Source organism: Paraburkholderia sp. UYCP14C (assembly GCF_004197395.1).
In the GTDB taxonomy this organism is placed as follows: domain Bacteria; phylum Pseudomonadota; class Gammaproteobacteria; order Burkholderiales; family Burkholderiaceae; genus Paraburkholderia.
Map to the genome: position 1 here is coordinate 108,656 of NZ_SELS01000018.1, position 20,137 is coordinate 128,792.

The following is a 20,137-nucleotide window of genomic DNA, read 5'->3' on the forward strand; positions in this document are numbered from 1 at the left end:
GATGAACTCGCCCTTGACCAGTGGCTTGCATGGCCTCGGTGAACCGTCGGATTGGGTGCGTCACTGGGCGCACCTGATCGCGCCGGGCGGCGCGGTGCTCGACGTTGCGTCGGGGGCCGGACGGCACGCGCGCTTTTTTGCGTCGCTCGGCCATCCTGTCACCGCAATCGATCGCGATGCGGCCGCTCTCGACCTGCTGCGCGACGCGCCGCTCGTGACGCCGCTCGTGGCCGATCTCGAAGGCGCGCCGTGGCCTTTGGCGGGTGATGCGGAGTTCGCCGCCGTCGTGGTCACCAATTACCTGCACCGGCCGCTTTTTCCGCAGTTGCTGCGCGCGCTCGCGCCCGGCGGCGTACTGGTTTACGAGACCTTCGCGCAAGGAAACGAAAGCGTCGGCAAACCCTCCAATCCGGCGTTTTTGCTCGCGCCTGGCGAACTGCTCGACATCGTCCGGGGCCAGCTGCGGGTGATCGCATTTCAGGACGGATTTCTCGCCGAGCCGCGTCCGGCCTACGTTCAGCGCGTCTGCGCGGTTCGGGAAGGGGCCCGGGCGAACGATCGCGCAAGTACGTCAGCGCCACCTTGTTACGAGTTGGCTGGCTAATCCGCTACAATCGCGGTTTACCTGATCAAATTCATGGCGTTTCATGACTAACGGCAACCACAGCGGTCACCAGGACGGCGTTCAGATCCGCGGCAGCATTCCTGCCATCATCACCCCGATGCTCGAAGACGGCAGCCTCGATCTGCCGGCGTTTCGCAAGCTGATCGACTGGCACGTCGAGGAAGGCACGAATGCGCTCGTCGTGGTCGGCACGAGCGGCGAGTCAGCCACGCTGTCGGTCGAAGAACACGTGCTGATGGTCAAGACCGCGGTCGAGCACACCGCTGGCCGCATTCCGGTCATCGCGGGCGCGGGTGCCAACTCCACCGCTGAAGCGATCGAACTCACGCAGCACGCGAAGGACGTCGGCGCGGATGCCACGCTGCAGGTCGTGCCGTACTACAACAAGCCGACCCAGGAAGGCATCTACCGCCATTTCACGAAGATCGCCGAAAGCGTCGATTTGCCGGTAATCCTGTACAACGTGCCGGGCCGCACCGTCGCCGATATGAGCAACGAGACCATCCTGCGCTGCGCGCAGGTGCCGGGGATCGTCGGGGTGAAGGAAGCCACGGGCAACATCGACCGCGCCGCGCATCTGATCAAGTCGGCGCCGGCGAACTTCGGCATCTATAGCGGCGACGATCCCACCGCGATCGCGCTGATGCTGCTGGGCGGCCACGGCAATATCTCGGTCACCGCGAACATCGCGCCGCGCGCCATGAGCGAGCTGTGCAAGGCAGCGCTCGCCGCGGACGTGAAAACCGCGCGTGAGATTCATCTGAAACTCCTGTCGCTGCACAAGTACCTGTTTGCCGAAGCGAATCCGATTCCGGCGAAATGGGCGCTGCAGCAACTGGGGCGTGTCCAGGGCGGCATCCGCCTGCCGCTCACTCCGCTCGACGCGCAATACCACGAAGTGGTGCGCGGCGCGCTGCGCGAAGCGGGCCTGCTCGGCTGAACGGCCTGCCCGTCCAGCCGGCCACGCAAGACCGCCACCGGCATTTCATTAACCGACGTCGCTTCAGCCCACGTTCCCGGCAGACCGAACGAGGCATCGCGTTCCAGCATCACGAAGGACCTCATGAAACGTTCCGCACTTTCCCTCCACGCAACCCGCATGGCGGCGCTGGCGCTTGCCCTGTCGACGCTCGCCGGCTGTGACACGCTGAACGACTGGTTCTCGTCGGACCGCGTCGACTACAAGGCCACCCCGACTGCGCCGCCGCTCGCCGTGCCGAGCGATCTGAGCACGTCGCCGAACGACCAGCGCTATGTGGCGCCGCCCGCCAATCTGGCCCTCGGCGGCGCGCCGACGCGCGCTGTCACGGCCGCCGGCAACGCGACCGAAGGCCAGCCGACCGCGCAGGATCCGCTCGGCATGCATATCGAGCGCGACGGCGACCGCCGCTGGCTCGTGGTGGACGGCCGCTCGCCGGAACAGCTGTGGCCGCAGCTGCAGGAGTTCTGGCAGGAGAACGGCTTCGTGCTGAAGACCGACGCACCGGCCACCGGCATCATGACGACCGACTGGGCGGAGAATCGCGCGAACATTCCGGACGACTGGTTCCGCCGCACGATCGGCAAGGTCATCGACTTCGCCTACTCGTCGGGCACTCGCGACAGTTTCCGCACGCTGGTGTCGCGCGGTCCGGACAACGCGACCGATATCTCGATCACGCATAGCGCGATGGAAGAAGTGATGACCGGTCAGGACAAGACGTCTTCGCGCTGGGAGGAGCGTCCGCGTGACCCGGCGCTCGAGGCGCTGTTCCTCGCCAAGCTGATGCAGAAATTCGGCCTGACCGACGCGCAGTCGAAGCAATTGCTGACTGACGCGCGCCCGGCCGTCGCGCCGGCCACGATCGAGCAGAGCGCGGGCGCGTCGACACTGGATCTGCAGGAGTCGTTCGACCGTGCCTGGCTGCGTGTAGGCCTCGCGCTCGATCGCACCAACTTCACGGTCGACAACCGCGATCGCGAGAAGGGCATCTACTACGTGCGCTACGCGGATTCGATGCAGGAACTGAAGAAGGAAGGCCTATTCGGCAAACTGTTCTACAGCGGCAATTCGACGCGCAAGCCGGGCCAGGAATTCCTCGTCAACGTGCGCGCGAAGGGCGACGCGGTGACGCAGGTTGCGGTCGTCGACGCGAACGGGCAGATCGACACATCGTCGGACGCACAGCGCATCGTGTCGCTGCTGCACGCGCAACTGAACTAGGCGGGTCGTGCGCTTCGCAAGTCTCGGCAGCGGCAGTGAAGGCAACGCGCTGCTGGTGGAGGCGCACAGCGGCGCGGTCACCACGCGGGTGCTGCTCGATTGCGGTTTTTCCGCGCGCGAAGTCGAGCGGCGTCTCGCCCGGCTCGGCGCGAGTGCCGAGCACCTCGATGCAATCCTGATTACGCATGAGCATAGCGACCACATCGGCAGTGCATTGACGCTGGCGCGCAAGTGGTCGATTCCGCTTTACATGAGTTGGGGCACCGCGCGTGCGGTGGGTGCCGACGAAGCCGATGTCGACCTGCAGGTGCTGTGGGGCGACGAGGCAGTAGCGATCGGCGAGCTCAGCGTCCTTCCTTATACCGTTCCGCACGACGCCCGCGAACCGCTGCAATACGTGTTCTCGAACGGCGCGAGCCGGCTCGGCGTGCTCACCGACGTGGGCACGTCCACGCCGCATATCAGCGCGGTGCTAAGCAGCTGCGACGCGCTCGTGCTCGAATGCAATCACGACGTGCAGATGCTCGCGGGCAGTCGTTATCCACCGTCGCTGAAGGCACGTATCGGCGGCAATCACGGGCATCTGAACAATGACGCGGCAGCTGAAATCCTGGCGTCGCTCGACCGCTCGCGTTTGCGGCATCTGGTCGCCGCGCATCTGAGCCAGCAGAACAATCTGCCGGAACTCGCGCGGGCGGCGCTGGCGGGCGTGCTTGGGGCGGCTCCCACGGAGGTGGTGGTTGCGTCGCAGAGTGAAGGTTTCGAATGGTTGACGCTGTGACTGTCGCGCCGCGTTGACTTCCGGGCGCGCCGCGCGGCGCGCATCAGCTGGTCAATGTAATGAAAAAAGCCCATAAGGAGTAATCGTTATGGGCTTTTGCTTTGAGTGTCGAGCGCGGCGTGGAGTACGCCGCGCGACCGGTCAGACTTAATTGCGGTTGCCGCCGAAAATGCCGAGCAGCGCAAGCAGGTTGACGAACACGTTATACAGATCCAGGTAGATCGCGAGCGTCGCGGTGATGTAGTTCGTCTCGCCGCCGTTCACGACGCGCTGCACGTCGAACATGATGTAGGCGGAAAAGATCACGATTGCCATGACCGAAACCGTCAGCATCAGTGCCGGCAGTTGCAGGAATATGTTCGCGACCGAAGCGAGCAGGATCACGATCACGCCCATGAAGAGCCACTTACCCAGACCCGAGAAGTCGCGCTTGCTGACCGTAGCGATGGTCGCCATGGCCGCGAAGATCACACCAGTGCCACCAAACGCGAGCATGATCAGCGACGGGCCGTTCGAGAAGCCGAGCACGAACGCGAGAATTCGCGACAGCATCAGCCCCATGAAGAACGTGAAGCCGAGCAGTACGAAGACGCCGACGGCGCTGTCCTTGGTGCGCTGGATCGCGAACATGAAGCCGAAGGCAATCGCGAAGAACGCCAGCATGCTCATGGCGGGGCTGGTGGCCGCGAACAGCGAGAAGCCGGTGGCAAGACCGACCCACGCGCCGAGCACGGTCGGAATCATGGACAGCGCGAGCAGCCAGTAGGTGTTCCGTAGCACGCGGTTGCGTGTTTCAACCGTGCTGACCGCGCCGTTGCGGCCAAACATATACGGATGTTCGTTCATGGTCTCTCCTTACCTCGGAAGCGTGTTTCGTGATGGTGATACGGCAATGTGCGAGGCGCCGGCGGGCGCACCGTTCATCCGTAAGATTAGCGCGGCGGCACGGAGTTTCAATACCCTGCAGTCGCCCACATCGCCTACGCTACCAGCATTTCGCGCCCTTTGCTTCGATCCTTTCAGTTCTGTAAGGGTTCAATCGCAATGATACACGGGAACATGCTACAATTGCGGATTCATTTGAATCTGTAACCTCTTAATTTTTTGGAGTTTTTATGGCGATCGAACGCACCCTGTCGATTATCAAGCCGGACGCAGTGGCCAAGAACGTGATCGGCCAGATCTACACCCGTTTCGAAAACGCTGGTCTGAAGATCGTGGCATCGCGCATGGTTCATCTGTCGCGTGCTGACGCCGAGAAGTTCTACGCCGTGCACGCAGCACGTCCGTTCTTCAAGGACCTCGTCGAATTCATGATCTCGGGTCCGGTGGTCGTGCAAGCGCTGGAAGGCGAAAACGCGATCCTGAAGCACCGTGACCTGATGGGTGCGACGGACCCGAAGAAGGCAGAGAAGGGCACGATCCGCGCCGACTTCGCCGACAGCATCGACGCCAACGCGGTGCACGGCTCGGACGCACCGGAAACGGCTGCGGTCGAAATCGCGTTCTTCTTCCCCCAAGTCAACGTCTACTCGCGTTGAGCGCCTCGCGCTGAGGTCAGGTACTGACCTCGGTCTGCGTATCGCGAGCCGTCTTTTGCGTGGCGCGTTTCATGCGGCCGAATTGTTTTATCGCATGAATCGCGCGCGGTGCACGGCAAAGTAGTAAGGTAAAAGCAGCAGGAATGGGCGCGAACGGCATGGCGTTCATGCAGCTTGTTGCATGAACGTAGTCTCGCACTGAAATGGCAGGATTCGATATGACGAGCAGTCCCTCCGTCAACCTTCTCGACCTCGACGCCCAAGGGCTCGTCGCCTACTGCGACAGCCTGGGCGAGAAACCGTTTCGCGCCAAGCAGTTGCAGCGCTGGATTCACCAGTACAACGCTGCCGACTTCGACGGCATGACCGATCTCGCGAAGTCCTTGCGCGAAAAGCTTAAAGGGCGCGCCACGATAGCGATGCCGGGCATCGTCAGCGACCATGTTTCGTCGGACGGCACACGCAAGTGGCTGATCGACGTCGGTAACGGCAATGCCGTTGAAACCGTCTACATCCCGGAAGAAACGCGCGGCACGCTGTGTGTCTCGTCGCAGGCCGGGTGCGCGGTCAACTGCCGGTTCTGCTCGACCGGCAAGCAGGGGTTCTCCCGCAATCTCACCACCGGCGAAATCATCGGCCAGCTGCGCATGGCGGAGTTCGCGCTGCGCGCGTCGCGCGCCGATGCGGGTGGCCGCGCGATGGGCGGCGACGGCAAGGGCGAACGCGTCGTCACGAACGTCGTGATGATGGGCATGGGCGAGCCGCTCCTCAATTACGACGCGGTTGTGCCGGCCATGCGCCTGATGCTGGACGACAACGCGTACGGCCTGTCGCGTCGGCGTGTGACGCTGTCCACCTCGGGCGTCGTGCCGATGATGGACCGGCTCGGCGCCGATCTGCCCGTGGCGCTCGCGGTGTCGCTGCATGCGTCGAACGACGCGCTGCGCGACGAACTGGTGCCGTTGAATAAGAAGTATCCGTTGCGCGAGCTGATGGCGGCGTGCGAACGCTATCTGAAAGTCGCGCCGCGCGATTTCATTACATTCGAATATTGCATGCTCGATGGCGTGAACGACAGCGAGGCGCACGCGCGCGAGCTGCTCGCCGTCACGCGCAACGTGCCGTGCAAGTTCAATCTGATTCCGTTCAATCCGTTCCCCGAATCGGGCCTCATCCGCTCGAAGCAGGAACAGATCAAGCGGTTTGCGCAGGTGTTGATGGACGCTGGCGTCGTCACCACCGTGCGCAAGACCCGCGGCGACGATATCGATGCTGCCTGCGGTCAGCTGGCCGGCGCGGTGAAAGACCGCACGCGTCTTGCTGAGCGCACCGGGAAGGCGGCGAAGGTGATCGAAGTTCGCGCCGTGTAATCGCGCGAGGCGGCAGGGCATCGGCGTTCGGCGGAAGGTGTCGCGAGCGCAAAAATGCTCTTATGCCACCGGCGATTGAAAAGAAAGTTTGCTGAATCGATCGGGAGCGGCACACAAAGCCGCACATTTTGTTATAAACGGTCTGCGATTTGGACGTGAGGCTCGAGCCCGTCCAGTCGCACGATTAAAAGAATCGACGCGAAAGGAATTGGGATGAGTGAGCCGCAGCACCCGCAGCCGCACGAGACAGACACGAACGACGGCCATCCGGCACCGATTGCACGGGCGGTGGTCCAGCCTGTCGTGCAGCCGGCACTCGATTCGTTGGCGGCGGTTGGCGCGCGCTTGACCCAGTTGCGCGAGTCGAAGGGCTGGACGATCGAGGACGTGTCGGCGCGGCTGAAGGTGTCGGTCGTCAAGCTGAGCGCGCTCGAGGCGGGCGACGTCAGCCATCTGCCGGACACGACGTTCGCACTCGGGGTCGTGCGCAGCTACGCGAAAATGCTTGGCGCCGATCCGGCGCCTTTTACGGCGGCGCTGCGGCGCGAGAAGGGTGTGCCGGCACCGAATCTGTCGATGCCGGCGTCATCGGGCAAAGATTTGCCGCGCGGCAAGGTTTCGCTGTCGCTCGGCGACAGCGGGCACAAGAGCCGTTCGTGGCTATGGGGCGTTGCGGCGATCATCGTCGCGGTCATCGCTCTCGGCATGTGGCGTACCAACGGCGGCGATTCGTCCGCGTGGCTCGCGCGCCTGAAGGCAAGCGCGAATAGTTCGACGAGCAGCGACACGGCGGCATCGGGCACGGTCGCGCAAGGTCCGGCGACGTCGGCAGCGGAAGGTGCATCGGCGGCAGACGCGGCGGCCACCGCGGATAATGCGGCGTCCGCGTCGGCTACGCCGATGCCTGCGCCGCTTGCCACCGGCGCCGCGCCGGGCTCGACGCCGGCAGCGAATCCAGCGGCAACTCCGGCACCGACGGCAGAGGCGCCGAAGGCCGGCTCGCAGGCTCAGGCTCAGGTCGCGACGGAGAGTGCGAGTGCACCGGTGGTCGTGGCGAACGCGTCGGCACCGGCGGTCACGCCGGCAACTGGCGAGGCGGTCGTCGCCCTGCGCGTGACTCAGGACAGCTGGTTCAGCGTGCGCGACAAGAACGGCAAGGAACTGTTCTCCGGACTCGTGCATGCGGGCGATCCGAAGGAAGTGACGGGCGTCGGTCCGTTCAAGGTTACGGTCGGCAACAAGGCAGGTCTCGAATCGGTGACGCTCGACGGTCAGCCGGTCGATCCGTCGAAATATGCGGCAGCCAAGGGCAACGTGGCGCGCTTCGCGCTGCCTTGACAGACATGGTACGCGCCGCGGCCAACAACCGGTCCGCGGCGCTTTTTCAATTCAGGCGCTGCGTTTTTGCATAGCGCGTGCGGCGTAAATGGGTTTTTCGATGCAAACCGAAGCTCAATCCCAATCCTGTAGCAAGATCGTTTCAGACGAGCCGGTGTTCGGCGGCCCGGCGATGCGGCGCAAGTCGCATGCGGTCAACGTCCGCTGGGGCGGCCAGCTCGTGACGATCGGCGGCGATGCGCCGGTGCGCGTGCAGTCGATGACCAACACCGACACCGCCGACGCAATCGGCACCGCCATCCAGATCAAGGAGCTGGCGCAAGCCGGTTCCGAGCTGGTGCGTATCACCGTGAATACGCCGGAAGCGGCGGCGGCTGTGCCGGCGGTCCGCGAGCAACTCGACCGCATGGGCGTGACGGTGCCGCTCGTCGGCGACTTCCATTACAACGGCCACCTGCTTTTGCGCGACTTTCCGGGCTGCGCGGAATCGTTGTCGAAGTACCGGATCAATCCGGGCAACGTCGGGCACGGCGCGAAGCGCGACACGCAGTTCGCGCAGATGATCGAGGCGGCGGTCAAGTACGACAAGCCGGTGCGCATCGGCGTGAACTGGGGCAGTCTCGACCAGGACCTGCTCGCGAAGATGATGGACGAGAATGCATCGCGCGCTACCCCGTGGGAAGCACAAAGCGTGATGTACGAAGCGCTGATCCAGTCGGCGATCGGCTCGGCTGAGCGCGCGGTCGAACTCGGCCTCGGGCGCGACCAGATCATCCTGTCGTGCAAGGTTAGCGGCGTGCAGGATCTGATCGCGGTGTACCGCGAACTCGCGCGCCGTTGCGACTTCGCGCTGCATCTTGGCCTCACGGAAGCAGGCATGGGCTCGAAGGGCATCGTTGCGTCGACCGCGGCTCTGTCGGTTCTGCTGCAGCAGGGCATCGGCGACACGATCCGTATTTCGCTGACGCCGGAACCGGGCGCATCGCGCACCGGCGAAGTGATCGTCGGACAGGAAATCCTGCAGACCATGGGCCTGCGCTCGTTCACGCCGATGGTGATCGCGTGCCCGGGCTGCGGCCGCACCACGAGCACGCTGTTCCAGGAACTCGCGTCGCAGATCCAGACCTATCTGCGTCAGCAGATGCCGGTGTGGCGCGACCAGTATCCTGGCGTCGAAACGATGCACGTCGCGGTGATGGGTTGCATCGTCAACGGGCCAGGCGAGTCGAAGCAGGCCAACATCGGTATCAGCCTGCCGGGCTCGGGCGAGAACCCGGCCGCGCCGGTGTTCATCGACGGCGAGAAGGTGAAGACGCTGCGCGGCGAGAACATCGCGCAAGAATTCCAGCAAATCGTGAGCGACTACGTCGAGCGCCGCTATGGCCGCGCCGACGCGCTCAACTAAATAGCGGCTATCGAAACACAGATGACTGAACAGAAGAAAAAGCTCGAGAAGCTGTCCGGCGTGAAGGGCATGAACGACATCCTTCCGCAGGAAGCCGGGCTCTGGGAATTTTTCGAAACCACCGTCAAGTCGATGCTGCGTTCGTACGGATACCAGAATATCCGCACGCCGATCGTCGAGCATACGCAGCTGTTCACGCGCGGCATCGGCGAAGTGACCGACATCGTCGAAAAAGAGATGTACAGCTTCACCGACGCATTGAACGGCGAAAACCTGACGATGCGCCCGGAAAACACGGCGGCCGTCGTGCGCGCGTCGATCGAGCACAACATGCTGTACGACGGCCCGAAGCGCCTGTGGTACGTCGGCCCGATGTTCCGTCATGAGCGTCCGCAACGCGGCCGCTATCGCCAGTTCCACCAGGTCGGCGTCGAGGCCCTCGGCTTCGCGGGTCCGGATGCGGACGCGGAAATCATCATGATGTGCCAGCGCCTGTGGGATGACCTCGGACTGACCGGCATCAAGCTCGAAATCAACTCGCTAGGCCTCGCTGAAGAGCGCGCCGCGCATCGCGTCGAGCTGATCGCATACCTCGAAAAGCACATGGACGTGCTCGACGAAGACGCGAAGCGCCGTCTGTATACGAACCCGCTGCGGGTGCTCGATACGAAGAATCCTGCGCTGCAGGAAGTCGCGCAGAACGCGCCGAAGCTGATCGACTTTCTCGGCGCAGAATCGCTCGCGCATTTCGAAGGGCTGCAACGTCTGCTGAAGGCGAACAACCTTCCGTTCACGATCAATCCGCGTCTCGTGCGTGGTCTCGATTACTACAATCTGACCGTGTTCGAGTGGGTCACCGACAAGCTCGGCGCGCAAGGCACGGTCGCGGCGGGCGGTCGCTATGACCCGCTGATCGAGCAGCTCGGCGGCAAGCCGACGGCTGCTTGCGGGTGGGCGATGGGTGTCGAGCGGATTCTCGAGCTGCTGAAGGAAGAACAGCTCGTGCCCGAAGACGAAGGCTGCGACGTGTACGTGGTTCATCAGGGCGACGCCGCGCGCGAGCAGGCGTTCATCATCGCCGAGCGTCTGCGCGATACCGGTCTCGACGTGATCCTGCATTGCAGCGCCGACGGTCAGTCGGCCAGCTTCAAGTCGCAGATGAAGCGCGCCGATGCGAGCGGCGCCGCGTTTGCGGTGGTGCTCGGCGAAGACGAGATCGCCAACGGCACGGTCGGCGTGAAACCGTTGCGCGATACGCAAGCCAACGGCGGTAAGAGCGAGCAACAGAACGTGCCCGCCGAAGACTTGACCGAATATCTAATCAATGCGATGGTTGCATCCGCCGAAGACGGCGACGACTGATCGCGATGTCGTTGGGCCGGCTGGCTCGACACGCACACGTAGCAAGAAAGAGGAAATCGCCGGGCGATGAGTTACCACGACGAACAAGAATCGATTGAAAGTCTGAAGGCATGGTGGCAGCAGTGGGGCAATGCGACCACGTGGATTGTGCTGGTGGTGTTGTTGGCAGGCGCGAGCTGGAATGGCTGGAATTTCTGGCAGCGTCGCCAGGCTGCGGAAGCCGCGGTGCTTTATGACCAGGTTCAGCAGGCCGCGGCAAGCGGCGACAAGGCGCAGATCGCGCGGGTCGCCGCCGACATGGAAGACAAGTTCGGCCGCACCGCCTACGCGCAGATGACCTCGCTCGGCGCAGCCAAGGCGCTTTACGCCGCTGGCGACGAAGCCGGCGCCAAAGCGCAGTTGCAGTGGACGATCGATCACGCGAAGGACGACGAGTTCAAGCAGATCGCGAAGCTGCGCATGGCATCGCTGCTGCTCGACGACAAGGCCTACGACCAGGGCCTCGCGCTGCTGGCCGAGCCGCAATCCGATGCCTTCAAGGGCGTCGTGGCGGACCGCCGCGGCGACCTGCTCGCCGCCCAGGGCAAGCGCGACGACGCGCGCGCCGCCTATAAGCTCGCGCTCGACTCGCTGTCGAAGAGCGACAGTTCGGCACGCCAACTGATCCAGTTCAAGCTGGATGCGCTTGGCGGCTGAACGTCCCGCGCGGCGCGCCGCGAGCCACGACCGCAAGACGGTCTCCTTTAATCCATTTCCTGAATGCTTCGTCCACCGATGAATCTGCTGAAACGTTACGCCGTGCCCGTTATCTGTGCGATGACCGTTCTCACGCTGGCGGCTTGCTCATCCACGAAAGACGAGCGCCGTGTGCCGACGCCGCTCACCGAGTTCAAACCCGTGCTCGACGTGCAGCAGTCCTGGTCGGCGAGCGTCGGCAAGGCGGGCCGCTACCTGTTCTCGCCGGTTGCGGTCGGCAATGCCGTGTACGCTGCCGGCACCAACGGCACGGTCGCCAAGATCGACGCGCAAACCGGCAAGGACGTGTGGCGCGTCAAGCTGCATGACGATCTGTCGGCGGGTGTCGGCAGCGATGGCACGCTGACCGCGGTCGGCGGCCTGAAGGGCGACGTGTACGTGCTCGGCGCCGACGGCAAGCAGGTGTGGACCGCGAAGGCGCCGGGCGAGCTTATTACGCCACCGCTCGTCGGCAACGGCCTCGTGGTCGTGCGCACGATCGACGGCCAGATCGTCGCCTTCAACGCGCAAACCGGCGAGCAGAAGTGGAACTTCCGCAACCGCGCGGTGCCGCTGAATCTGCGCGTGTCGTCGGGCATGACGTTCGCGGGCGACGCGGCCGTGCTGGCCGGCTTCCCGGGCGGCTCGTTCGCGGCGATCAATCTGCAGACGGGCGACGCCTACTGGCAGACCCCGGTGTCGTATCCGAAGGGCGTGACCGAAGTCGAGCGTATCAACGACGTGACCGGGCCGCCCACGCTGGTTGGTTCGGAGACTTGCGCGGTGACGTTCCAGGGCCAGATTGGCTGTTTCGACGCGAACTCTGGCCGCGCGCTGTGGGGCAAGGCGTTCTCGAGCACGAGCGGCCTCGCGCAGGATGAGCGCAGCGTGGTCGCCGCCGACGACTGGTCGGTCGTGTCCGCATTCGACGTGAGCAACGGCTCGGCGCTGTGGAAGAACGAGACGCTGAAGAACCGCGACCTGAGCGTGCCGATGCTGCTCGGCCGCGCGGCCGTGTTCGGCGACTATCAGGGCTTCGTGCATTTTCTGTCGACCGTCGACGGTACGCTCGTCGCGCGGGTGAAGACCGACGGCAGCGCGATTACCGCGGCGCCGGTGCTGGCCGGCGACACGCTGGTCGTACAGACGCGCGACGGCGGCCTGTTCGGCTATCGTCCGCGCTGATCGCTACAGATGGTGTCAGGCGCGCAGGCCGGCTTTGCCGGCCGCGCGCTTTTTAATTGAAGTCTGGGTTGGCCTAGGCGTGGGACGCCGGCGTCGGATTGCCACGCTGCGCCGCCGCGAGATCGGCCAGGCTCACTAGAAGAAATCGCCGGACGGGCTGGTCCGGCAAGTCGGTTCGAGGCAGTGCCCGCCGGTATGCAAGGCGGCGCGTGCGCTTCGTCGGCGGCTTTGCAAACTCAGGACGCGCTCGAGCACGAGCGGGTCAGCCGTCGAGCAGCCCGATCTGAAGCAGGCGACCCCGGAAGCGTCTGTGCAGCCCACTCCCGTCCGCCTGGATGCGCATATCGATCGCGCATCCGGAGCAGGCCGAATTCGTGATAATTTCGTCAAAACGCCGCCGCGTCGCGGCTGCCTGGCGTCGCTACGCGCGCGATCGGTTGCGATCCCGCGTTTCACCGTGAACAACATCAGATGAAACCCGTTATTGCCCTCGTTGGGCGCCCCAATGTGGGGAAATCCACGCTTTTCAACCGTCTCACGCGCTCGCGTGACGCGCTGGTTGCCGACCTGCCCGGTCTCACGCGGGATCGCCATTACGGCGAAGGTCGCACCGGCGAGCGGCCGTATCTGGTCGTCGATACCGGCGGCTTTGAGCCGGTCGCGAAGGACGGCATCCTGCACGAGATGGCGCGCCAGACCCGCCAGGCGGTCGAGGAGTCGGACGTCGTCGTATTCATCGTCGATGGCCGCAATGGTCTCGCGCCGCAGGACAAGTCGATCGCCGACTATCTGCGCAAAGTCGGCCGGCCGATCTTCCTCGTCGTCAACAAGGCCGAGGGCATGAAGTACAGCAACGTCGCGGCCGACTTCTACGAACTCGGCCTCGGCGACCCGCGCGCGATCTCGGCCGCGCACGGCGACGGCGTCACCGACATGATCAACGAGGCGCTCGAAGTCGCGTATGCCGGGCAGCCGGAAGAGAGCGAGGAAGACAAGGAAGCGCGCGGCGTGAAGATCGCGATCGTCGGCCGGCCGAACGTCGGCAAGTCGACGCTGATCAATGCGCTGGTCGGCGAAGAGCGCGTGATCGCGTTCGACATGCCGGGCACCACGCGCGACTCGATCTACGTCGATTTCGAGCGCAACGGCAAACCGTACACGCTGATCGACACGGCCGGCCTGCGCCGCCGCGGCAAGGTGTTCGAGGCGATCGAAAAGTTTTCGGTGGTGAAGACGCTGCAGTCGATCTCGGATGCGAACGTCGTGATCCTGCTGCTCGACGCGCGTCAGGACATTTCGGATCAGGATGCGCACATCGCCGGCTTCGTCGTCGAGCAGGGCCGTGCGCTGGTGGTTGGCGTGAACAAATGGGACGGTCTCGATCCCCATGTGCGCGAGCGCACCAAAGCCGACCTCGAACGCAAACTAAAATTTCTGGACTTCGCCAAATTCCATTTCATTTCCGCCGCGGAAAAAACCGGAATTGGGCCGCTGATGCGTTCGGTCGACGACGCGTACACGGCCGCGATGTCGAAGCTGCCGACGCCGAAACTGACGCGCGCGCTGATCGAGGCGGTCGAGTTCCAGCAGCCGCGCCGCCGCGGTCCGGTACGTCCGAAGCTGCGTTACGCACACCAGGGCGGGCAGAATCCGCCGATTATCGTGATTCACGGCAACGCGCTCGACGCGATCACCGACACGTATAAGCGGTACCTCGAAAATCGCTTCCGGGAAACTTTCAAGCTGACGGGGACTCCATTGCGAATAGAGTTCAGATCGTCGACGAACCCTTACGCGGACAAAGGCTGAAGCTGGCTGACGCTGGTCTTAAACCTGGGCTGAAACCCGCGTGTACGCTGGGTTTGGCCGGGGGTCCCGGGCCCGCGCGTCGAAATGAAAATCAGCTATAGTGTAGCGGTTGGCGGCGGATCTCTTTTTCTTCGCCGTCAATTTAGTCAACCTGCAAAAAAATACGGAGTTTGCTATGAGCAACAAAGGGCAATTGTTACAAGACCCGTTTTTGAACGCACTGCGTAAAGAGCATGTGCCGGTGTCGATCTACCTGGTCAACGGCATCAAGCTTCAAGGGAACATCGAATCGTTCGACCAGTACGTCGTGTTGCTCCGGAATACGGTCACCCAGATGGTCTACAAGCACGCCATTTCGACGGTTGTGCCTGCCCGTCCGGTGAATTTCCACCCGGATTCCGAACAGTCCTAACCCTCGCCGCGGCCGGCACAGCGTCGCCCGTTGGCGATCATTCCCGGCCGCGTCATTTTGATACCCTCCAATTTGATCAATGCAGCGCTTGTTGGCATCGACTTCGGCAAGATCGATTTCGAAGCCAGTCTCGAAGAACTCAGCCTGCTCGCGCAAAGCGCGGGTGCGAATCCCGTAGTCACCCTCACCGGACGCCGTTCCAGTCCCGACGCGAAGATGTTCGTCGGCAGCGGCAAGGCCGAAGAATTGCGCCTTGCTTGCGAAGCGAACGACATCGAACTCGTGATCTTCAACCATGCTCTGGCGCCTGCGCAGCAGCGCAATCTGGAGCGGGCGCTTAATCGGCGCGTGGTCGATCGCACCAGTCTGATCCTCGACATTTTCGCGCAGCGCGCACGCAGCCACGAAGGCAAGCTGCAAGTCGAGCTCGCGCAGTTGCAATACCTGTCGACCCGGCTGATTCGCGCGTGGACCCACCTCGAACGTCAGAAGGGCGGTATCGGTCTGCGCGGTCCAGGTGAAACGCAGCTCGAAACCGACCGCCGGCTGATCGGCGAGCGCATCAAGGCGCTCAAGATCCGGCTCGACAAGCTGCGTCGCCAGCATGGCACGCAGCGCCGCGCGCGTAGTCGCAACCAGACGATGTCGGTGTCGCTCGTCGGCTACACGAACGCGGGTAAATCGACCCTTTTCAACGCGCTGACCAAGGCGCAGGCCTATGCGGCCGACCAGCTGTTCGCCACGCTCGATACCACCTCGCGGCGCGTGTATCTGGGCGACGAAGCGGGGCAGGTGGTGGTGTCCGATACCGTCGGTTTTATTCGCGAACTGCCGCACCAGCTCGTCGCCGCGTTTCGCGCGACGCTCGAGGAAACTATTCACGCGGACCTGCTGCTGCATGTCGTCGATGCATCGAGCGCGGTGCGGCTCGACCAGATCGATCAGGTCAACGAGGTGTTGCATGCGATCGGCGCGGACACGATCCGTCAGGTGCTGGTGTTCAACAAGATCGATGCGGTGCCAGAGCTGGCGGCCCGTGGCGACGCGGTCGAGCGGGACGAGTATGGTAATATTTCGCGCGTCTTTTTGAGCGCGCGCACCGGGCAGGGGCTGGATGCGTTGCGCGCTGCCATCGCTGAAATCGCTACAGCCGAACCGCTTGCCGACATGCCGCTCGATGCGTCGCAAGATGACCGTACGGCGCAACTGCGCGACGACCACAAGGTTCCAGAACTCGGGCACTGACCCGTTCCAATTGCACTGACCCGCTGTCTACTCTGGTGAACGAACACAGGTGAACGATTACAACGAGCGGAGTATCTGGCTGCGCATGCGCGCCTTGCTTTCACTGAACGATCCGCGTTGGGGCCGGGGCGACGGCAACGGCGACCGGCAACGGCCGAACGATCCGAAGCGACCGGCGCGCGATGGTGAAGGCCCACCCGATCTCGACGAAATGTGGCGCGATTTCAATCGCCGTCTGTCGCGGGTGTTCGGGCGCAAGGGTGGCGGCGGTGTCGGCGGCGGCCGTCCGGACAATGGCCGCGGCGCGCGCATCGGCGTCGGCATCGTGATCGGCGTGCTGATCGCGATCTATCTCGGCAGTGGCGTGTTCGTCGTGCAGGATGGCCAGGCGGCCGTCGTGCTGCAGTTCGGCAAGTATCGCTATACCGCGGCGCAGGGCGTGCATTGGCGTCTGCCGTATCCGTTCGAGTCCCACGAGTTCGTCAACGTCGGACAGATCCGCCAGGTCGAGATCGGCCGCAGCAATGTGGTGCGTCTCGCGAACGTGAAGGAAGCAGCGATGCTCACGCACGACGGCGACATCGTCGACGTGCGCTTCGCCGTGCAGTACCAGGTGCGCAAGCCCAACGACTTTCTGTTCCGCAGCGTCGATCCCGATCAGAGCGTGATGCATGCCGCGCAGGCGGCGGTGCGTGGTATCGTCGGCGCGCACAGCACCAGCGATATTCTCGATCAGGATCACGAAACATTGCGTCAGCAGCTGATTGCGGCGATCCAGCAATCGCTCGACCAGTATCAGTCCGGTCTGGGGGTCACGGGCGTGACGATCCAGAGTGTGCAGGTGCCCGAGCAGGTGCAACCCGCGTTCGACGACGCCGCCAAGGTGCACGACGAAAACGAACGCGCGAAGCGCGAAGCGCAGGCTTACGCGGCCGAGCTGCTGCCGCGTGCGCAAGCCGACGTCGATCGTCAGGTGCAGGACGCTAAAACCTACAGCCAGACCACGGTCGCGCAGGCGCAAGCCGAGGCCGAGCGCTTCAATCAGGTCTACGCGCAGTACGCGAAGGCGCCGGCCGTCGTGCGCTTCCGCCTGTACATGGAAACCATGCAGCAGATTTACGCGAACGCAACCAAGGTCTTCGTCGACGCGAAGAACGGCAACAACGTGCTGTATCTGCCGCTCGACAGGCTCGTCGAGCAGAACCGCGAGCGTCAGGCCGCGGCGGCGGGCGCCGCCGCTTCGGGTCCCGCTGTCGCGGCGGCCCCGCAAGCGGCGAGTGCGGCTGCGCCGGCGGCCGCGTCCGCCGCTGAAACCGGGGCCGCGGCAGGCTCCGCCGCCGATGGCGCATCCACTCCCGCGGCTTCCGCGCCTGCGCCGGCGAGCCGGCCGAGCGCCGCGTCGCTGCGCTCGCGCGAAGCGTTCCGCAATCGCCTGCGCGAAGACGACGTTCAATAAGGAGCGCATAAGAATATGAACCGAATCATTGCGCTCGTCGTCGCCGTAGTCATCGTGCTGTTCGCGGCATCGTCGATGGTGTTCGTCGTCGATCAACGTCATATGGCGGTGTTGTCCGCGCGCGGCGACGCGACGCCCACGCTGCTCGGCCCGGGGCTGCACGTGAAGCTGCCGCCGCCGCTGCAAACCGTCACGCTGGTCGACAACCGCATCCAGTCGCTCGACGCACCCGACGAAGATCATTACGTCACGTCCGACAAGACCGATCTGCTGGTCAACCCGGTCATCAAGTTCCGCGTGACCGATCCACTCAAGCTGATCGCCGAAACGAAGGGCGATCCGCAAAGCCTGCCGGACCGGCTCGCGCTGCTGTCGCGCGGCGCGCTCGGCGACGCGTTCGGCAAGTTCACGCTGTCCGACGCGCTCGCCAAACAGCAGGCCGTCGCCGAAGAGGCGCGTGGCGCGATGGACAAGGGCGCGGCATCGCTCGGCGTGTCGGTCGTGGATGTGCAGCTCACGCGCGTCGATTTCCCGGCCGCGGTCGCCGACTCGGTATTCAAGCGCATGATCGCCGCGCGCCAGCAGGCCGCGGCGGACGAGCGCGCGAAGGGCGCCGCCGAAGCGAACCAGATCCGCGCGGACGCGCTCGCGAAGCAGCAGGCGGTGCTCGCCGACGGCCTCGCGCAGGCGCAGGGCATTCGCGGCGAAGGCGATGCGAAGGCCGCGGAAATCGCCGCCGAAGCGTTCGGCAAGGACCCGCAGTTCTATCAGTTTTATCAAAGCATGCAGGCGTACAGGAAGACCTTCAAACCGGGCGATCTGATCGTGGTCGACTCCAGTAGCGAGTTCTTCCGCTTCATGCGTAGCCCGACCGGCGGCGTCGCCCCGGACGCTCCCGCGCCTGCCGCGCGCAAACGCTGATTATCGAAGGCCGCGGCATTCGCATCGCGGCCGCTTCACTCGCATGGACATAGCTGGTTCGTTATTGCTCGCGATCGCGCTGATGCTGATCATCGAGGGGATGTTTCCGTTCGTTTTTCCGAGCGCCTGGCGCGACACCTTCCGTAAAATAGCGGAACGGCCGCCGCATCAGATTCGTGTCGGCGGGCTCATCGTGATGTTGCTCGGGCTGATTCTGCTGTTCATCGTGACCTGAAGCGGGCTGGCGTGTCTGACCAACGCCGCTGGTTGTGGCGTGTTCCGCCCGCTCGGGCAAAACGCCGAAGGTCCGGTCAGGCTGCGGCGCGTCGCGCGCAAGCCGCTAAACACTGCCCGAGCGTCTGTGTCAGCCGCCAGAATCAAGCCTCTGCACGCCATTCACACTCATCATCGGCGCTTCAAGCCGCCGTGTTCAACGCCGTAGGACTGTATCGATGTCGACCTGGTTGCTTCCTGAGAATATCGCCGACGTGCTGCCGTCGGAGGCCCGCAAGATCGAAGAATTGCGGCGTCATTTGCTGGACCGTTTCCGCTCGTACGGCTACGAGATGGTGATGCCGCCGCTGCTCGAATACCTCGAGTCGTTGCTGACGGGCGGCGGGCACGACCTGAACCTGCGTACCTTCAAGCTCGTCGATCAACTGTCGGGCCGCACGCTCGGTCTGCGCGCCGACATCACGCCGCAGGTCGCGCGCATCGACGCGCATCTGCTGAACCGCCAGGGCGTCACGCGTCTTTGCTACGCGGGCAACGTCGCGCATACGCGCCCGCGCGGCCTGCATGCGACCCGTGAACAGATCCAGATCGGTGCGGAAATCTACGGCCACGCGGGCCTCGAAGCGGACCTCGAAATCCAGCAACTGATGCTCGACGCGCTGCGTCTCGCCGGCCTCGCGAAGGTGCGTCTTGACCTGTGTCACGCGGGCGTGCTGGCGGCGCTGATCGAAGCGGAGCCGGCCGCCGAGGAACTCGGCGAGGCGCTCTACGACGCGCTTGCCGGCAAGGACGTGCCGCGCCTCGTCGAGATGACCGCGCAATTCTCGCCGGTGATTCGCGATGCGCTGCGCGCGCTGCCCACGCTGTACGGCGACGCATCGGTGCTGGAAGAGGCCCGCGCGCGTCTGCCGAATTCGCCGGCGATCGCCCGCGCGCTCGACGACCTCGCGTTCCTCGCGAGCCAGGTCGACGGCGCCGAAGTGATGATCGACCTCGCCGATCTGCGCGGCTACGCGTACCACAGCGGCGTGATGTTCTCCGCGTACGTGGACGGCGTGCCGAACGCGGTCGCGCGAGGCGGGCGCTACGACCATGTCGGCCAGGCCTACGGCCGCGCGCGCGCGGCAACCGGCTTTTCGCTGGATCTGCGCGAAGTCGCGCGGATTTCGCCGGTCGAAGCGCGCAGCAGCGCGATCCTCGCGCCGTGGCGGCACGACGAAGGTCTGCGCGTCGCGGTAGCGGCATTGCGCGATGGCGGTGAAGTGGTGATCCAGGCACTGCCTGGCCACAAGCACGATCTCGATGAATTCGCGTTCGACCGGGTGCTGGTCGAGCGCAATGGCGCATGGGTGGTCGAACCGCGCGCCTGAGCCGCGCGTTCCGATCAACCCGGCCGGGGAGGTGTCCCCGGCGCTCGCCACAGGGCGGCACAAGCGCTGCCCGAACCGCGCGCGGACGAGCGGCTCTTCGCCGCCGCGCATCCGTCGCAATACTCAACATAACGTGCATACCGTT

20 protein-coding genes are annotated in these 20,137 nt (G+C 64.3%); 18 read left to right on the forward strand and 2 right to left on the reverse strand.

Annotated features, from left to right (window positions below):
• The first annotated feature begins 1 nt into the window (after nt 1).
• The 4 genes from EVC45_RS18510 (at nt 2) to EVC45_RS18525 (ending at nt 3,609) form a co-directional block, all read left to right on the forward strand.
• Complete coding sequence (locus EVC45_RS18510; protein WP_129959393.1) at nt 2-604, forward strand: bifunctional 2-polyprenyl-6-hydroxyphenol methylase/3-demethylubiquinol 3-O-methyltransferase UbiG; 603 nt, start codon at nt 2-4, stop codon at nt 602-604.
• Nucleotides 605-647: 43 nt separating this feature from the next.
• A complete protein-coding gene (gene dapA / locus EVC45_RS18515) occupies nt 648-1,565 on the forward strand; it encodes a 4-hydroxy-tetrahydrodipicolinate synthase (RefSeq protein ID WP_129959395.1) in 918 nt (305 codons plus the stop codon).
• 123 nt (nt 1,566-1,688) lie between these two features.
• Complete coding sequence (bamC, locus tag EVC45_RS18520; RefSeq protein ID WP_129959397.1) at nt 1,689-2,828, forward strand: outer membrane protein assembly factor BamC; 1,140 nt, start codon at nt 1,689-1,691, stop codon at nt 2,826-2,828.
• 7 nt (nt 2,829-2,835) lie between these two features.
• Nucleotides 2,836-3,609, forward strand: coding sequence for an MBL fold metallo-hydrolase (locus EVC45_RS18525; RefSeq protein ID WP_129959399.1), 774 nt, complete (start codon nt 2,836-2,838; stop codon nt 3,607-3,609).
• A gap of 147 nt (nt 3,610-3,756) precedes the next feature.
• Here the strand turns inward: EVC45_RS18525 and EVC45_RS18530 are convergent, their stop codons facing one another.
• Entirely contained in the window at nt 3,757-4,455 is a 699-nt protein-coding gene (locus tag EVC45_RS18530; protein WP_129959401.1) for a Bax inhibitor-1/YccA family protein, read from the reverse strand.
• 269 nt (nt 4,456-4,724) lie between these two features.
• Between EVC45_RS18530 and ndk the strand changes: the two genes are divergently transcribed.
• A complete protein-coding gene (gene ndk, locus EVC45_RS18535; protein ID WP_027198082.1) occupies nt 4,725-5,150 on the forward strand; it encodes a nucleoside-diphosphate kinase in 426 nt (141 codons plus the stop codon).
• Between the two features lie 16 nt (nt 5,151-5,166).
• On the opposite strand, the gene EVC45_RS45670 is transcribed toward ndk, so the two are convergent.
• Complete coding sequence (locus tag EVC45_RS45670) at nt 5,167-5,319, reverse strand: hypothetical protein (RefSeq protein ID WP_168991498.1); 153 nt, start codon at nt 5,317-5,319, stop codon at nt 5,167-5,169.
• A 49-nt stretch (nt 5,320-5,368) separates the two neighbouring features.
• Between EVC45_RS45670 and rlmN the strand changes: the two genes are divergently transcribed.
• The 13 genes from rlmN (at nt 5,369) to EVC45_RS18600 (ending at nt 19,992) form a co-directional block, all read left to right on the forward strand.
• Nucleotides 5,369-6,520, forward strand: coding sequence for a 23S rRNA (adenine(2503)-C(2))-methyltransferase RlmN (rlmN, locus tag EVC45_RS18540; RefSeq protein ID WP_129959403.1), 1,152 nt, complete (start codon nt 5,369-5,371; stop codon nt 6,518-6,520).
• 213 nt (nt 6,521-6,733) lie between these two features.
• On the forward strand, nt 6,734-7,858 hold the full coding sequence (locus tag EVC45_RS18545; RefSeq protein ID WP_129959405.1) for a helix-turn-helix domain-containing protein: 1,125 nt from the start codon (nt 6,734-6,736) through the stop codon (nt 7,856-7,858).
• An 88-nt stretch (nt 7,859-7,946) separates the two neighbouring features.
• On the forward strand, nt 7,947-9,263 hold the full coding sequence (gene ispG, locus EVC45_RS18550; protein WP_129959407.1) for a flavodoxin-dependent (E)-4-hydroxy-3-methylbut-2-enyl-diphosphate synthase: 1,317 nt from the start codon (nt 7,947-7,949) through the stop codon (nt 9,261-9,263).
• Between the two features lie 21 nt (nt 9,264-9,284).
• Complete coding sequence (gene hisS, locus EVC45_RS18555; protein ID WP_129959409.1) at nt 9,285-10,625, forward strand: histidine--tRNA ligase; 1,341 nt, start codon at nt 9,285-9,287, stop codon at nt 10,623-10,625.
• Nucleotides 10,626-10,691: 66 nt separating this feature from the next.
• Complete coding sequence (locus EVC45_RS18560; RefSeq protein WP_129959411.1) at nt 10,692-11,321, forward strand: tetratricopeptide repeat protein; 630 nt, start codon at nt 10,692-10,694, stop codon at nt 11,319-11,321.
• Nucleotides 11,322-11,399: 78 nt separating this feature from the next.
• Nucleotides 11,400-12,545: an outer membrane protein assembly factor BamB gene (bamB, locus tag EVC45_RS18565; protein ID WP_129959413.1), complete on the forward strand. Its 1,146-nt coding sequence runs from the start codon at nt 11,400-11,402 to the stop codon at nt 12,543-12,545.
• 471 nt (nt 12,546-13,016) lie between these two features.
• Nucleotides 13,017-14,354, forward strand: coding sequence for a ribosome biogenesis GTPase Der (gene der, locus EVC45_RS18570; protein ID WP_129959415.1), 1,338 nt, complete (start codon nt 13,017-13,019; stop codon nt 14,352-14,354).
• A 175-nt stretch (nt 14,355-14,529) separates the two neighbouring features.
• On the forward strand, nt 14,530-14,766 hold the full coding sequence (gene hfq / locus EVC45_RS18575) for an RNA chaperone Hfq (RefSeq protein ID WP_006051315.1): 237 nt from the start codon (nt 14,530-14,532) through the stop codon (nt 14,764-14,766).
• Between the two features lie 57 nt (nt 14,767-14,823).
• Nucleotides 14,824-16,011 carry a GTPase HflX gene (hflX, locus tag EVC45_RS18580; RefSeq protein WP_129959417.1) on the forward strand — a complete coding sequence of 396 codons (1,188 nt, stop codon included), beginning with the start codon at nt 14,824-14,826 and terminating at the stop codon, nt 16,009-16,011.
• 49 nt (nt 16,012-16,060) lie between these two features.
• Nucleotides 16,061-17,467, forward strand: coding sequence for an FtsH protease activity modulator HflK (gene hflK / locus EVC45_RS18585; protein WP_129959419.1), 1,407 nt, complete (start codon nt 16,061-16,063; stop codon nt 17,465-17,467).
• A 15-nt stretch (nt 17,468-17,482) separates the two neighbouring features.
• Nucleotides 17,483-18,388, forward strand: a complete 906-nt coding sequence (gene hflC / locus EVC45_RS18590; protein ID WP_129959420.1) for a protease modulator HflC — start codon at nt 17,483-17,485, stop codon at nt 18,386-18,388.
• A 43-nt stretch (nt 18,389-18,431) separates the two neighbouring features.
• Nucleotides 18,432-18,623: a DUF2065 domain-containing protein gene (locus EVC45_RS18595; RefSeq protein WP_129959421.1), complete on the forward strand. Its 192-nt coding sequence runs from the start codon at nt 18,432-18,434 to the stop codon at nt 18,621-18,623.
• A 217-nt stretch (nt 18,624-18,840) separates the two neighbouring features.
• Nucleotides 18,841-19,992 (forward strand): ATP phosphoribosyltransferase regulatory subunit, encoded by a 1,152-nt coding sequence (locus EVC45_RS18600; RefSeq protein WP_129959423.1) that lies wholly within the window; start codon nt 18,841-18,843, stop codon nt 19,990-19,992.
• The last annotated feature ends 145 nt before the right edge of the window (nt 19,993-20,137 follow it).